At 59.3% G+C, this 14,107-nt stretch carries 13 protein-coding genes; 8 read left to right on the top strand and 5 right to left on the bottom strand.

All coding sequences use genetic code 11. The annotated features are described in order from the left end of the window. Positions 1–1,041, bottom strand: coding sequence for a fatty acid desaturase (locus AAAB35_RS03645; protein ID WP_340666867.1), 1,041 nt, complete (start codon positions 1,039–1,041; stop codon positions 1–3). Positions 1,042–1,391: 350 nt separating this feature from the next. Here AAAB35_RS03645 and AAAB35_RS03640 point away from each other — a divergent pair, with 350 nt between their 5' ends. Continuing rightward, complete coding sequence (locus AAAB35_RS03640) at positions 1,392–1,625, top strand: hypothetical protein (protein WP_340666866.1); 234 nt, start codon at positions 1,392–1,394, stop codon at positions 1,623–1,625. 70 nt (positions 1,626–1,695) lie between these two features. On the opposite strand, the gene AAAB35_RS03635 is transcribed toward AAAB35_RS03640, so the two are convergent. After that, positions 1,696–3,207: an aldehyde dehydrogenase family protein gene (locus tag AAAB35_RS03635; protein WP_340666865.1), complete on the bottom strand. Its 1,512-nt coding sequence runs from the start codon at positions 3,205–3,207 to the stop codon at positions 1,696–1,698. Between the two features lie 128 nt (positions 3,208–3,335). After that, complete coding sequence (locus AAAB35_RS03630; protein WP_340666864.1) at positions 3,336–4,742, bottom strand: VOC family protein; 1,407 nt, start codon at positions 4,740–4,742, stop codon at positions 3,336–3,338. A gap of 121 nt (positions 4,743–4,863) precedes the next feature. Here AAAB35_RS03630 and AAAB35_RS03625 point away from each other — a divergent pair, with 121 nt between their 5' ends. The 3 genes from AAAB35_RS03625 to AAAB35_RS03615 all read left to right on the top strand — a co-directional run bounded on the left by AAAB35_RS03625 (position 4,864) and on the right by AAAB35_RS03615 (position 8,092). Further along, positions 4,864–5,781 (top strand): LysR family transcriptional regulator, encoded by a 918-nt coding sequence (locus AAAB35_RS03625; protein ID WP_340666863.1) that lies wholly within the window; start codon positions 4,864–4,866, stop codon positions 5,779–5,781. Between the two features lie 107 nt (positions 5,782–5,888). After that, entirely contained in the window at positions 5,889–7,172 is a 1,284-nt protein-coding gene (locus tag AAAB35_RS03620) for an FAD-binding oxidoreductase (protein ID WP_340666862.1), read from the top strand. Between the two features lie 56 nt (positions 7,173–7,228). Further along, positions 7,229–8,092 (top strand): endonuclease/exonuclease/phosphatase family protein, encoded by an 864-nt coding sequence (locus AAAB35_RS03615; RefSeq protein WP_340666861.1) that lies wholly within the window; start codon positions 7,229–7,231, stop codon positions 8,090–8,092. Here the strand turns inward: AAAB35_RS03615 and AAAB35_RS03610 are convergent. Together AAAB35_RS03610 and AAAB35_RS03605 are read right to left on the bottom strand one after the other, a co-directional pair. After that, positions 8,064–9,524, bottom strand: coding sequence for a phospholipase D-like domain-containing protein (locus tag AAAB35_RS03610; protein ID WP_340666860.1), 1,461 nt, complete (start codon positions 9,522–9,524; stop codon positions 8,064–8,066). The genes AAAB35_RS03615 and AAAB35_RS03610 overlap by 29 nt on opposite strands. Positions 9,525–9,538: 14 nt before the next feature. Continuing rightward, entirely contained in the window at positions 9,539–11,038 is a 1,500-nt protein-coding gene (locus tag AAAB35_RS03605) for a HAMP domain-containing sensor histidine kinase (protein ID WP_340666859.1), read from the bottom strand. A 240-nt stretch (positions 11,039–11,278) separates the two neighbouring features. Between AAAB35_RS03605 and rpmH the strand changes: the two genes are divergently transcribed. The 4 genes from rpmH to AAAB35_RS03585 form a co-directional block, all read left to right on the top strand. Beyond that, the gene (rpmH, locus tag AAAB35_RS03600; RefSeq protein ID WP_040853797.1) at positions 11,279–11,413 is read left to right on the top strand and encodes a 50S ribosomal protein L34; all 135 of its coding nucleotides are present in this window, start codon (positions 11,279–11,281) and stop codon (positions 11,411–11,413) included. A 47-nt stretch (positions 11,414–11,460) separates the two neighbouring features. After that, the gene (gene rnpA / locus AAAB35_RS03595; protein ID WP_340666858.1) at positions 11,461–11,823 is read left to right on the top strand and encodes a ribonuclease P protein component; all 363 of its coding nucleotides are present in this window, start codon (positions 11,461–11,463) and stop codon (positions 11,821–11,823) included. A 30-nt stretch (positions 11,824–11,853) separates the two neighbouring features. Continuing rightward, positions 11,854–13,707: a membrane protein insertase YidC gene (gene yidC, locus AAAB35_RS03590; RefSeq protein WP_340666857.1), complete on the top strand. Its 1,854-nt coding sequence runs from the start codon at positions 11,854–11,856 to the stop codon at positions 13,705–13,707. A gap of 141 nt (positions 13,708–13,848) precedes the next feature. Next, a partial coding sequence (locus AAAB35_RS03585; RefSeq protein WP_340666935.1) for a GTPase occupies positions 13,849–14,107 on the top strand: 259 nt, incomplete at its 3' end.

Genomic DNA, 14,107 nt, shown 5'->3' with positions numbered 1-14,107 from the left:
TCAGATCGGGGACGCCAGCGCGCGCGCCTCGCGAAACGAAACGAGCTTTCGACGATTTTCGTCCCAAAGCACGAGCTTCACGCAACGCAGGCTTTCCATGATGGTGATGCGGCCGATATCGCTCAGTTCCGGATAGTCTCTAAGCACTTGGGGCAACCGGTAACACGGAACCTTGCTGGACAGATGGTGCACATGGTGGATGCCGATATTGCCGGTGATCCAACTGAGGAAGCCAGGAAGAATATAATAGGACGATCCATGCAATGCGGCCTCGTGAAATTGCCACTCCGTCGCTGATGACCAATGCGTTTCTTCGAACTGGTGCTGAACATAGAAAAGCCAGATGCCCGCAGCGCCCGCGAGGGTTACGATGGGCAGGTGAATAAGCAGGAATGGGCCGACACCGATCAACCACATCAAGGATATCGTGACAACGGCAATACCGAGATTCGTGGCCATGGTTGAGATCCAAGGCTCAGCGCCAGATTTCATCATTCCGAAGGGCAGTCTTTGCTTGAAGAAAAACACCCAGATGGGACCGACGCCGAACATGATCGCCGGATGACGATAGAGGCGATAACCGAGCCTGCCCCAGCGAGACATCGCGCGATACTCGGCGACCGTCAGCGTCGTAATATCGCCAATACCGCGTTCATCCAGGTTGCCCGCCGAAGCGTGATGAATGGCGTGGCTGCGCCGCCAATAATCATAGGGTGTCAGCGTCAGCACACCGATCACACGACCCGTCCAGTCATCTGTGCGCCGATGCGCAAAGAATGACCCGTGCCCGCAATCGTGCTGGATCATGAACAATCTCAGTAAAAAGCCGGCAGCGGGTATGATGAGAACGAGACCCCACCAGAACCCATAGTGGACCGCCAGCCACGACAGCGTCCAAAAAACCGCAAACGGGACCACCGTGACGGCGAGTTCAAAAGCACTGCGTCCCCGATGCGGCCTGCGATACTGGCCAAGAATCTTGAGCCACGGACGTGCGTCAGGGCTTGTTGCGGAGCTTTTTTTCAAGGGAGCAGTTTGCATCGGCCGTTATAGGCTTGGCCGACAAGCCGGCGCAAGATGGCGAAACGATAAACCCTTGGTGAGGGCCAGGATGTTCAATCCTTTTGCACTATATGTAGGACAGGCCCAACTTTCCTCGATGTTCCGCCAGCAACAGGCCCGGATTGTTCCAAATGTAGGTCCACTCACACCATGGACCAACTGGCCGCGATGCCGCTTCGTAGTATTAGAAACCTAACCCTTCCCCAAATCCAAATAGTAGTCGACGGGATACCTCGGGCACCACCGATGCCCCCCTAACTGATTAATTGTCCGATGTGATGGCAAGGCGTAAAATGGGGCCGCGGGTATAAAAATAAGGCACTGGGGCCATGAAAAGAACTCGAGACTACTACGACGATGAAAATAGAGACGCGCGATCGTTTCTGGTAAAGATATGCGATTACGGCGTTGCCGTACTCCTTCTCGCAGGTCTGCTCTATTCGACATTTCTCGACGTTCAGGGGCGCTTCAAGCCAAGCAATCAGGAAATAGTCGCAGCGCGGCAAGCCAAGATCGCGGCCGAGCACGCCAAACTCGACGCCCCGACGACCATCGTCGAATAATCGGATAGGCTCTTCGCTGCAGGTGCCGTCCCCGGTTACAGGACCGGGAACGGCGTGTTGTGCTTTGAACTTATTCGATGTCGAAGGACACGCCCTGGGCGAGCGGCAGGGCGGTCGAATAATTCACGGTATTGGTTGCCCGGCGCATATAGGCCTTCCATGCGTCGGAGCCGGATTCGCGGCCGCCGCCGGTTTCCTTTTCGCCGCCGAACGCGCCGCCGATCTCGGCCCCTGAGGTCCCGATATTGACATTGGCAATGCCGCAATCCGAACCGTCGGCGCTGAGGAAGCGTTCCGCCTCCTGGAGGTTAAGCGTGAAGATCGAGGACGAGAGGCCGGCGCCGACCGCATTGTGGTCGGCGATCGCCGCGTCGAAGTCCGTGTATTTCATGACGTAAAGGATCGGCGCAAAGGTTTCCTCCAGCACTGGGCCATCCTGCTTCGGCATCTCGACGAGCGCCGGGTGCACATAATAGGCGTTGGCATGGGCAGTATCGACGCGGCCGCCACCGGTGACCTTGCCGCCATGGTCGCGGGCTTCACTGAGCGCGTTCTGCATGTTGTCGTAGGCGCCCTTGTCAATTAGCGGGCCGACAAGCGCCGATGTTTCCAGCGGGTTGCCGACGCTGACGCTCTCATAGGCTTTCTTCAGGCGCGGCACCAGCGTGTCATAGACGCTCTCATGCACGAAGAGGCGGCGAAGGGTCGTGCAGCGCTGCCCGGCAGTGCCCATGGCGCCGAAGGCGATGGCGCGCAGCGCCATGTCGAGATCGGCTGATGGGCAGACGATGCCGGCATTGTTGCCGCCGAGTTCGAGGATCGAACGGGCAAAGCGCTTGGCGAGACGCGGGCCAACCTCGCGGCCCATGCGGGTCGAGCCGGTGGCCGAAACGAGCGCTACCTTTTTGTTGTCAACGAGGGACTCGCCGATCGTGCGGTCGCCCATCAGCGTCTGCGAAAGGCCGGCCGGAACGTCACCGAAGCGAGCCGCGGCGCGCTCGAAGATTGCCTGGCAGGCAAGGGCCGTGAGCGGCGTCTTCTCGGACGGCTTCCAGACGACGGCATTGCCGCAAACGAGCGCCAGGGCCGTGTTCCACGACCAGACGGCGACGGGGAAATTGAATGCCGAGATGACGCCGACGACGCCGAGTGGGTGCCAGGTCTCCATCATGCGGTGGCCGGGGCGTTCGGTTGCGATGGTGAGGCCATAGAGTTGGCGCGACAGGCCAACGGCGAAATCGCAGATATCGATCATTTCCTGGACTTCGCCGAGGCCCTCCGACGGGATCTTCCCGGCTTCGATGGAAACAAGGCGGCCCAGTTCATTCTTCAGGGCGCGCAACTCCTCGCCGAACAGGCGAACGAGTTCGCCGCGCTTCGGCGCGGGAACGAGCCGCCACTCGCGGAACGCAGTGTCGGCCTTGTCGATGATCTTCGCGGTCTCGTCGGCAGAGTGAACGGCGACGTCGGCGATCTTTTCTCCCGTGACAGGGCTGAACGAGGGCATCGCGCCGCCCGTATAGGCAGCCTCCGCAACGCCTAGCTTGGAAAGGAGTGTCTTTACTTCTTGAGCAATGGTCATCGTGCTTCCCTTAATTCTTGTCTGGCTGCCGATTGGCAGAGCTATTGGATGCGTGACAGGCTTTTACCAGCCGGTTTCGAGGCTCAGTCACATTAGCAGGTCTTGACCCCAAGTTTTATAAAGTTCTCTCAATCGGCGAGTGCGACCGGCTGAAGATAGCGGCGGCAGCGGACGATTGATGCCTTTTCAAGGCCTTCATAATGCGCGAACTCATCGAGCACCGGCATGCCGAGATGCGCTTCGAACTCCTGCTGGCTCGGGCTTGCTGCAAATTTCTGCGCGCCGTTGTCGCCGAGGTTGGACTGGAAAATTCCGGCGGCGCTGACTGGGAGAAAATCTTCGTAGACGATCGGGTCGAATATGACTGCGCCCATTGCAACAAGCGTTTCAATGCTTGCCATTTCACGCGTCGAGAGCGCTGCACGCGGGAAACCTTCGACGGGCGTATAGCGGAAGTAGCCCAGGCCTTGCTGGCGTATGGTGTTCCAATCATCCGGAAAGGCCACGAAGGCCTCACTCAGCGCTGCGATATAGGCCGCGGCATTCGAACCATCGGGAGCAGGGCGCACGACCTTGCGTGCCTCTGTAAGGAGCCGGTCGTAGAGCGCCCGGCCCTTGGGAGTGAGGGCTATGCCGCGCTGCTCGATTTCGCCAAAGCGGGCCGTGTGCGAACCCTCCTCCCATTTGCCTTGGGCATCGCGGAACGACACGGCTTCCTCGAGCGCCTTGAACGAGGTCTGCCGCAACAGGATAGGGCAGGCACGCGTTGGCGGACCTTCGATGACCGCCTTCGGCGCGATGCCGTGCGCCGGCATCAGCTTCTGCACGGCATCGATGTCGAGCGTGCGCGGCGTCAGATGGTTGATATGGGGCCCCTTGAACGAGACGACATCGGCGATCAGGCGATGCGCATCATGCAGGCGGCGATAAAGGTCGCTGCTGACGCTGGCCTGGTCGTGCCAGCGAAAGGTCTCAATGATCTCCTTGACGAAGAGCGCGGCTTCTTCCGCTTCGAGGCCACCATTGGCCTCGGCCTTTTCAATGAGGAAAATCGCCTTGGCCGTGAATATCTGACGTGTCTCGAGGGTCCTGCGCGCTTCCTCGCGCAATTCAGCGTCTTCGATAAGATCGAGGCGCAGCAGCGAGGTGAATACGCGGAACGGATTGATTTTCAGCGCTTCGTCTCCGACCGGTCGAAACGCAGTCGAATGTACCGGCACGCGAGCCGCGCTGAGATCATAGTAGCCGACCGGATACATGCCCATCACGGCAAAGGCCCGGCAAAGCATGGAGAGCTCGGCGGCGGTCCCAACGCGGATCGCGCCGTGCCGCTCTTCCGAAATGCGGTCGAGCGTATCGGTCTGTTCGAGGCGGTGGCGCAGTTTCGGCGAAGCAGCAAGCGTGTCGGCATTGACTTGCGCGACCAGCGACATAAGCGTCCCATAGGCAGGAACTTCGGTCCTGTACATGGCCGACATCGCAGTCGAGAACGATGCGCGGATCACGTCCGTTGAGGTAACCGTGTCTGAATTCATGAAGTTGGTTCCGTTATTCGTTGAGACGGCAATTTCTTTCCGTTCATGCATGTTATGGATTATAGAGTGGTGATGCGCCCGCGGATTGCGAAGATTCAAACTGGGTTGATGCGAGATTGGAATGAAGTTAAGCCGACGATTAATCCCGGATATCGACATACTGCAGACGTTCGAATGTGCCGCGCGCCATGGCAGCTTCACGCAAGCGGCGAAGGAACTCTCGCTCACCCAGAGCGCGGTGAGCCGCCAGATGAGCGAGCTTGAAGGCCAGATCGGCGTGCTCCTCTTCGAACGCGTTCGCCAGCGCGTCGTACTCTCCGAAGCCGGGCAGAAATTCCTGCCGGAAGTGAGGCATTTGCTCGGCCTTACCGAGGAGACGATGCTGCGCGCCATGGCGGCCTCGCAATCAGCGTCATCGTTGAGCATTGCCACGCTGCCGACATTCGGCAGTCGCTGGCTGATGCCAAGGCTTCCGGACTTCGTACGGCGGCACCCGGAAATGGCGCTGAGCGTCGCCTCGCGCTCGCGTCCCTTCGATTTCGAGGAGGAGCCGTTCGATCTCGCGATTCACTACGGCCAGCCTGTGTGGGCGCACGCCACGTGCACATATCTGTGCAGCGAGCTTATAGTGCCGGTCGGCAGCCCGGAACTGCGCGCCGCAAATCTGATCGCCAATGCATCAGAACTCGCCGATGCGCCGCTTCTTCACATTTCCACCCGGCCCAAATCCTGGGCTTCCTGGTTCGAGGCGGCGCAGGTGAGCGTCGCCAGTCCCTATAAGGGCCACCGTTTCGAACATTTTTCCATGGTCATAGAGGCTGCGCTTGCGGGGCTCGGCTTCGCGCTCCTGCCGCGCTATCTGATCGAGCAGGAGCTCGCTTCGGGCCGGCTGATCGTCCTGTTCGATCAGCCGCTGCAGACCGAGAACAGCTATTATCTAGTCGTACCCGATCACAAGAAGGAAAATCCGCTGATGCAGAGCTTCGTTGCCTGGATCGCCGATCAGGTAACGGAACGGCAGCCGTCGGTCATTCGCTAGCCGCATCATGTCTTCAAAGAATTTCACTTCCGGTTGCGCAATTGCGATTTATAACCAGCATAGGTAAGTGTGCCGCAAGCTCTCGGCCGACTCTTCACGGTGATCCCATGCTCAATGATGAACGTTCCCACGGACTGTGGGAAAAGACTGCCCCGCCGGCGCCGAAGACGGAGCAGCTGCGCGGAGATATTTCGGTCGACGTTGCCATCATCGGCGCGGGCTTTACCGGGCTTTCGGCGGCGCTGCATCTTGCGGATGTCGATACGAAAGTCGCGGTTGTCGATGCGGTGGAGATCGGCTTTGGCGGCTCCGGCCGCAATGTCGGCCTGGTCAACGCCGGCATGTGGGTAATGCCCGATGATCTGCCGGGCGTTCTCGGGCAAGTCCATGGCGAGAGATTGCTGGAATTGCTGGGCAACGCACCACAATCGGTGTTCAACCTAGTTGATCGATTTGAAATCGATTGTGAACTCGAGCGGAATGGTACGTTGCACTGCGCTGTTGGCGATGACGGCGTGAGACAGCTCGAGCAGCGTGCGGAGCAATGGCTGGCGCGCGGCGCGGCAGTTCGGCTGCTGGGCGCCAAGGAAACTGCGGCGAAGGTTGGCTCGACGGCCTATGCGGCGTCTCTTCTCGACAATCGCGCCGGCACGATCCAGCCGCTTGGTTATGTCCGCGGGCTTGCACGCGCGGCGCTTTCAAGAGGTGCAGCCATTTACGGTGCTACACCTGTCACCGCGACCGAGCGCAGTGGTGACCGCTGGCTCGTGCGCACGCCATCCGGCACTGTCTCGGCCGAATGGGTCATCGTTGCAACCAACGCTTACACGACCTCACCCTGGCCGCAATTGCGGGCGGAACTCCTGCATCTTCCCTATTTCAATTTCGCCACGGCACCTTTGCCGGATGAGGTAAGAAGGACGGTGCTTCCAGAGCGGCAGGGTGGCTGGGATACGAAGGAAATCCTCAGCTCCTTCCGCATGGACAAGGCCGGGCGGCTCGTTTTCGGCAGCGTCGGCGCGCTGCGCGGCACCGGCATGGCGGTTCACAAAGCCTGGGCGGCCCGGTCCATCCGCAAGATTTTCCCGCAGATAAAGGATGTGAGGTTTGAAGCTGGCTGGTACGGCCAGATCGGCATGACCAGCGACAGCCTCCCGCGCTTCCACACGCTCGCGCCCAAGATCATCAGCTTCAGCGGTTATAATGGCCGCGGCATTGCCCCCGGCACGGTATTCGGCCGTATCATGGCAGAGCATATTGCTGGCAAGGTCGCCGACGCGGACCTGCCATTGCCCGTTAGCCAGCCAAAGGAGCAGGGCTTCCGCTCGGTTCGCGAAGGCTATTACGAGGTCGGCGCACAGTTGGCGCACTTTGTGGGAAGCAGGTTTTAGAGCCTTCTCAGCTAAATAGAATTGCCATCTGGAGCGTACCGACATATTTCTAGCGCATGGATAGCAAGAAGCCGACGCGGCCATTCAGACCAAGCGTCTCCGCCAGCATTCTCGCAGCGGTCAGGAATCGCAACAAGCGCCACACTGGCGCAACCAAGGTCGTGCGCAGCGATCTGCTCATTGCTTCTTATAATGTTCACAAATGTGTCGGCATCGACAAGAAGTTCGATCCGGACCGCATTGCCCATGTTATTGGCGAGATTGGCGCGGATGTCGTTGCTATCCAGGAGGCCGATAAGCGCTTTGGCGAGCGCAGCGGACTTCTGGATCTGGCGCGTCTGGAGCGGGAAAACAAGCTCATTCCTGTCCCGGTTGCGTCACTCTATCCCAAGGGCCATGGCTGGCATGGCAATCTTCTATTGTTTCGCGCCGGCATCGTTCAGCGCGTGCAGCAACTGGTCCTGCCGGGGCTTGAACCGCGCGGGGCGCTGGTGGCCGATATCGACCTGCAGGCGGGACCGCTGCGCATCATTGCCGCCCATCTTGGATTGTTGAAGCATTCGCGCCAGCAGCAGACAGAAGCAATCCTCGATGCGGTGCATGCCGATCCGTCGCGCCCGACCCTGCTGCTCGGCGACCTCAATGAATGGCGCGTGGGGAAGGGATCTTCACTTCATTTCCTGAAGCCGATATTCGATCCGGCACGAAATGCCGTTCCAAGCTTCCCTTCGCGTTTCCCCGTCCTTGCGCTTGACCGCGTTCTGGGTCATCCGCACAGCCTCGTCACAGCCATCGAAGTGCACGATACGCCCCTTGCCCGCGTCGCGTCCGATCACCTGCCGATCAAGGCGCATATCGACCTCAAGGCGGCTCTCGCCGAGACGGGCGTAATCACAAATAGGGCGAACCTAGCCAGATAATCCGGTCGATCAGCCTCGCCCAGAATGAGCGCGCCCGAAGATTCTGCAGTAGGACCGGTTTGGCTGACGCAATGGCCGCATCGACGAGCGCCTCGACCTTTGTGGCAAATGCCGTATCCATCACTTCAAGATCGACCTCGAAATTCAGCCGCAGCGAACGCGGATCGAGATTCGACGATCCAACGTAGGACCAGGCGCCATCGACAGCGAGAAGTTTCGAATGGTTGAAGTTGCCGCTGGCCCGCCAGATACGACAATGGCTCTTCAATATCTGGTCGAACTGCGCCGTCATGGCCCGGTCGACCAGCTTGAGATTGTTGACAGAAGGAACGACGATGTCGACCTCGACGCCGCGCCGGGCGGCGGTAACGAGCGCGCTGATCAGCTCGCGGTCAGGAAGGAAATAGGGCGACATGACCCGTATATGCCTCTGGGCGACAGAGAAGGCGCCCATCAGCATGCGGTGGTTTGCTTCGACACTGCGATCGGGACCGGAAGGAACCGCGCGTATGAAAACCGGCTCACCCGGCCGCCTGTCCGGGGGCGCAATGATCCACGCATCGCCGGTAAGATGTTCGTTCGTGGTGAAACGCCAGTCTTCCGCCGCCACATGGAAAAGATCGGTCACGATCGGGCCGGTGAGGCGGAAGTGCGTATCGCGTGCATTGTCCTCGCCGACAATCTCTCGGGAGAAGCCGGCACGGATATTCATGCCGCCGGTGAACGCCACCCTGCCGTCAACGACCAATATCTTCCTGTGGGTCCGAAGGTTCGCATAGGGTAGGCGCAGGCCAATGATGATGTTGCCGTTGAAAACGTCGACTTTCACGCCGTGCTTCGCAAGATAGCCTACGATGGTCGGGATCGAGTATCGCGCCCCGACGGCGTCGATGAGTACCCTTACCTGCACTCCGCGCTTTTTGGCGGCGATAAGCGCGTCCGCCAGGCGTAGGCCGATTTTGTCCCGGTCGAATATATAGGTCTCGACAAGGATACTGCGCTGCGCCGCCTGAATTTCTCCAAGCATGGCGTGATAGGCGTCGTCCCCGCCCTGTAGCATGACGATATCGTTGGCGGTGGTCAGCCGGCAGCGGCTTACCCGATCGCCAAGCGTCTTCATCGCGGCCAGGCGCTTTTCGAAATGCGCAAGGACGTCCTGGTCGCGTGCGTGGAAGCGCACGAGATGATCCTGGCCGATTTCGCGCAGGAATTCGCGCTGCGACGAAATGGTGGAGCGCCGGATGCGATTGATGCCGGCTACGGCATAAATGAGGGCGCCAATGACCGGCGATAGGATGATGACGCCGACCCACCCTATGGCGGCCCGCACCTCTTCCTTAGTCATCGTTGCATGGATCGCCGCCGGCACGCCGAGCAGGACCGACAACACAAAAAATATGTGCGGCCAATAGGTTGGAATGAAATCAGCCATGCGCACGCATCATATCAGGAGATTGAATCCCGACGCGAACGCCATTCGGCCAGCGAAATCGGCTGATCGGGAATGCGAATCTCGAAACTCGTTCCCGCGCCTTCATTATCACGCAACTCAATTGTTCCCCCATGTGCCCGTACCAACTCATGTACGATTGCAAGACCCAGTCCAGTACCCCCGGAGCGGGCCGACCCCCTGAACGCCCGGAACAGATTCTCGCGGGCTTTGGCAGGCAAGCCCGGCCCCGTATCTTCCACGCCGATGATCGACGTCGTGCCGATCTGGCCCGCCGTTATCGTCAGTCGCTTGATGATGGCGGCATCAGTTCGCGTGTCCCCGGTCATCGCCTGCACCGAATTGCGGCTAAGGTTGAGGATGATTCGAAAAAACTGGTCGGGATCGGCATCAAACTCAAACGACTCAGGCACGAGGTTTTTGAATTCAATGCCGGATTTGGCATCGATACTGAGCATCTCCTCGACATCGTTGACGAGCGTGCGCAGCTTCACGCGCCGGCGCTGCGGCGGCGGCTCCTGCGTTCCCCCATAGGCCAGAACGGTCTGCGAATAATTGATTGCGCGGTCAATCGTGCGCACGAGCTTTGGAACGAGGCGCTGGATCGCCGGATCGCTCGTACTGGCAAGGTGGTCGGACATGAGCTGCGCCGACGCCAGTATGTTACGCATGTCGTGGTTGATCTTGGAGACGGCAAGACCGAGATCGGCGAGATGCTTTTGCTCCGAAAGCGTACGCTGCAATTGACGCTGCATGTCGGCGAGTTCGCGCTGGGCGATGCCCAGTTCGTCCTCACGGTTCTCAGGCTTGATGACCTTCTGCGGATCGTCGGGAGAACGCGCAAAGGCGAGCATGTTGTCGCTCATGCGCTGGATGGGGCGGATAAGCAGCCGGCTGATGGCAAGGAAGACGAGGCCGGCGGTAATTGCCGAGATGAACAGCGAGATGAGCGCCACGTTGCCAGCATAGCGCAGCATCGCATTGCGCAGCGGCTCGTCGGAGGTCAGGAGTTCAATGACCTTGCCGGTATCGCCGATCGGGCCATAGACGCGGATGACGCGGTTGCCGCCGTTGATTACCGTGTCGAACGCGTCGCGGATCACCGTGACCGGATCGGTCACCGTTATGTCGACGTGGCGATCGACCTTGGAAGGCATTTCGGATACAGCGAGCAGCCGGGACGCTCCCTTCTCGCGAAGTGCTATCGCTTTCGTGCCGGTTGCAAGCAGTACGTCGTCCTGGACCGTGCGGGGAATATCTTCACTGTCGTTTGCAGCAAGAACAACGCTCGCAGCGGCAACAGTGTTGAGGCGGTCCGAGAGCCAGCGAATGCGCATGTCGGCCATGGTTGGCACGAATATCATCACTTCGGCCACGAGGCCAAAGAGCAAGGTAAGGAGCAGGAGCTTGCCCGAAAGGCGCTTGAAGATGGGCAAACGTCGTCCCGCGTGCCGCGTCACACTTGTCTCCGCTGGCGTTTGCTCGGTTGCAGTCATTTGATCTCCGTCGTCAGGCGATGTAAGTCGCCTGAAGAATTAGCACAATAATTCACTTGGCCGTTTTTGCCTATTTTGAATCACGCCAACGAATTGACTTATCGGTATCGGGCCTCTATAAGCCGCGCACGTCCGGGTTGACCGCCCCGGCGGCGTATTTTTATACGCTATTGGCGGTCCTGATATGCTCCTGTCAAAGAACAGACCACAAGAAGGGCCGCACACCGCGGTATTTAACAAATGAAGCGTACTTATCAGCCATCCAAGCTTGTCCGCGCACGTCGTCACGGGTTTCGCGCCCGCATGGCTACGGCTGGCGGCCGCAAGGTAATTGCAGCGCGCCGCGCCCGCGGTCGCAAGCGGTTGTCGGCATAAAGGCACACCGCGCGACTTGGTGCGGTTGCCAAAGTTGGCACTACACGATGAATGAGCAAAAACCACTCCGCCTTCGCAAGAGAGCGGAGTTTTTGACTGTTCGGAACGGAGAAAAGCGCCGCGGCGCCTACTTCCTTCTTGAAGTCAAGGAGCGCGAGGACCGGGCTGGTCCGCCGCGCGTCGGTTTCACGGTTACCAAGAAGAACGGCAACGCCGTCACCCGCAATCGCATCAAGCGCCGGCTTAAAGAAGCCGTGCGCGTCAATGTTGCTGATGACATGGCTGCGGGAACTGATTATGTGATCGTTGCTCGCCGTGACGCGCTTGACGCGCCGTTCGCGGCACTGACCCGGGAACTCTCGAAACGGGTTTCCAAGAAAACACAGACCCGGCGTTCGACGAAGCCTTGATGGCGCACCCGACCCGACCCAAGGACTACAATGGAAACCAATCGTAACTTCTTCATCACCATTGCCTTGTCCATTGTGATCCTGACGCTTTGGCAGGTGTTCTACATGAACCCCAAGATCGAAGCGCAGCGCGAACAGGCCCAGATTGAGGCTACGCGACAAGGACAGACGCGCGTTGACGGTCAGGCGAGCACGCCGGCCGGAACGCCGGCAACCGGCACGGCAGCAAACCTGCCGTCATCGACGCCCGCAACGCCTGGCGCCAATATCCCCGGGCAATCGCAGGATGGAGCACAGGCTGGCAGCCTGACGCGCGATGCGGCCCTCGGCCAGACCTCCCGCGTGAAGATCGATACGCCGAGCCTCAGCGGCTCGATAAGCCTGACCGGCGCGCGGCTCGATGACCTGCAGTTGAAGAAATACCACGAGACCGTTGACGATAACTCGCCGAGCATCCAGCTCCTTAGCCCCGCGCAGATGGCGGATGGGCAGTTTGCCGAGATCGGCTTCACCGGTAACGAGTTGACCGGCACGGTTCCAGGACCGGCTACCGTTTGGACCGTCGAGGGCAACGGCACGCTGACGCCGTCGAATCCGGTTACTCTCTCCTTCACCAATGAGAAGGGCCTGACGTTCAAGCGCACCTTCAACGTCGACGACCGGTACATGTTCACTGTCAAGGACACGGTGACCAACAGCACCGCCACGCCCGTCTCGCTCGCCTCCTATGGCCGCGTCACACGCTTCTCGAAGCCACTCCATGCGAGCACATATGTGCTGCACGAGGGGCCGATCGGCGTGATTGGCGATGAGGGCCTGATCGAATACAAGTTCGCTGCCATCGAGAAGGCAAGGGAAGTCTCCCCGCCGAAGGCAACGACCGGCGGCTGGATCGGCATCACCGACAAATATTGGGCAGCGACGCTGGTTCCTTCAGCAGCGAAGCCATTCCAGGCACGCATGTCCTATTTCGACGACGGACGCCCGCGCTATCAGAGCGACTACCTTTCCGATCCGACGACGATCGAACCAGGTCAGTCCGCGACGATCGAGAACCTGCTCTTTGCCGGCGCCAAGGAAGTTGGGACCATCAATGCCTATGAAAAGGAACGGAGCATTCGCCAGTTCGATCTCCTGATCGATTGGGGCTGGTTCTATTTCATCACCAAGCCGATGTTCTATCTGATCGATACACTCTACAAGGCGATCGGCAACTTCGGCGTTGCCATCCTTCTGGTGACGGTGATCCTAAAAGGTCTGTTCTTCCCGCTGGCCAACAAGTCCTATGCTTCAATGGCCCGCATGAAGCTGGTGCAGCCGAAGATGACCGAAATCCGCGAGAAATACGCCGATGACAAGGTCAAGCAGCAGCAGGCCCTGATGGAGCTCTACAAGACAGAAAAGATCAACCCGATCGCCGGCTGCTGGCCGATTCTGATCCAGATCCCCGTCTTCTTCGCGCTCTACAAAGTTCTCTATGTCACCATTGAAATGCGCCATGCGCCCTTCTTTGGCTGGATTCAGGACCTTGCCGCACCCGATCCGACGTCGGTCTTCAATCTCTTCGGCCTGGTGCCTTGGACAGTCCCGGCGTTCCTGATGATCGGCGTCTGGCCATTGATCATGGGCGTGACGATGTTCCTGCAGATGCGCATGAACCCGACGCCGCCGGACCCGACCCAGCAGATGATCTTCAACTGGATGCCGCTGATCTTTACGTTCATGCTGTCGAGCTTCCCGGCCGGTCTCGTGATCTACTGGGCATGGAACAACACGCTCTCGATCATCCAGCAAGGCATCATCATGAAGCGCCAGGGTGTAAAGGTGGAGCTGTGGGACAACCTCGCCGGTATGTTCAAGAAGAAACCAAAACCAGCCGAGTAGCCGCCCGTTTCACGCCCCATCCAGCCCCCGGCACTGTCCGGGGGGCTTTGTTTGTGCCGGTTGACAAGGCCAAGATAAACCTTGATTGCAGACGTGCCGCATAAACAACGAACGGAAAAAGACGTGACTGAACCCGAGGACATGACGAATGGGATAATCGAGAAGGGCAGGATGCTCTTCGCGCAAGGATGGGTTTTCATTCGCGGTGTTCCGTCAATGAGGTTCCTGCCGCCCGAAGGACCGCTCGAAATCGCTTTCGCTGGGCGATCCAATGTCGGCAAGTCGTCACTAATCAATGCGATCTTTGGCCAGAAGCTCGCGCGCACGTCGAATACGCCGGGCCGCACCCAGGAGCTCAACTATTTCATTCCGGATGGCTATTCGGGCGAGGGAGCCGACC

Origin of the sequence: Phyllobacterium sp. (assembly GCF_037994425.1) — a bacterium.
Lineage (GTDB): Bacteria > Pseudomonadota > Alphaproteobacteria > Rhizobiales > Rhizobiaceae > Phyllobacterium.
The sequence above is the reverse complement of the archived record's forward strand: the minus strand, read 5'-3'. Positions and strand labels throughout refer to the sequence as shown.

Excerpts from the sequence above, each read along its gene's own strand:
- AAAB35_RS03615 (WP_340666861.1), top strand. The coding sequence starts at position 7,229 with ATGGATAGCAAGAAGCCGACGCGGCCATTCAGACCAAGCGTCTCCGCC.
- AAAB35_RS03625 (WP_340666863.1), top strand. The coding sequence starts at position 4,864 with ATGAAGTTAAGCCGACGATTAATCCCGGATATCGACATACTGCAGACG.
- rpmH (WP_040853797.1), top strand. The coding sequence starts at position 11,279 with ATGAAGCGTACTTATCAGCCATCCAAGCTTGTCCGCGCACGTCGTCAC.
- AAAB35_RS03620 (WP_340666862.1), top strand. The coding sequence starts at position 5,889 with ATGCTCAATGATGAACGTTCCCACGGACTGTGGGAAAAGACTGCCCCG.
- rnpA (WP_340666858.1), top strand. The coding sequence starts at position 11,461 with ATGAATGAGCAAAAACCACTCCGCCTTCGCAAGAGAGCGGAGTTTTTG.
- AAAB35_RS03635 (WP_340666865.1), bottom strand. The coding sequence starts at position 3,207 with ATGACCATTGCTCAAGAAGTAAAGACACTCCTTTCCAAGCTAGGCGTT.
- AAAB35_RS03610 (WP_340666860.1), bottom strand. The coding sequence starts at position 9,524 with ATGGCTGATTTCATTCCAACCTATTGGCCGCACATATTTTTTGTGTTG.
- AAAB35_RS03605 (WP_340666859.1), bottom strand. The coding sequence starts at position 11,038 with ATGACTGCAACCGAGCAAACGCCAGCGGAGACAAGTGTGACGCGGCAC.
- AAAB35_RS03630 (WP_340666864.1), bottom strand. The coding sequence starts at position 4,742 with ATGAATTCAGACACGGTTACCTCAACGGACGTGATCCGCGCATCGTTC.
- AAAB35_RS03640 (WP_340666866.1), top strand. The coding sequence starts at position 1,392 with ATGAAAAGAACTCGAGACTACTACGACGATGAAAATAGAGACGCGCGA.
- AAAB35_RS03645 (WP_340666867.1), bottom strand. The coding sequence starts at position 1,041 with ATGCAAACTGCTCCCTTGAAAAAAAGCTCCGCAACAAGCCCTGACGCA.
- yidC (WP_340666857.1), top strand. The coding sequence starts at position 11,854 with ATGGAAACCAATCGTAACTTCTTCATCACCATTGCCTTGTCCATTGTG.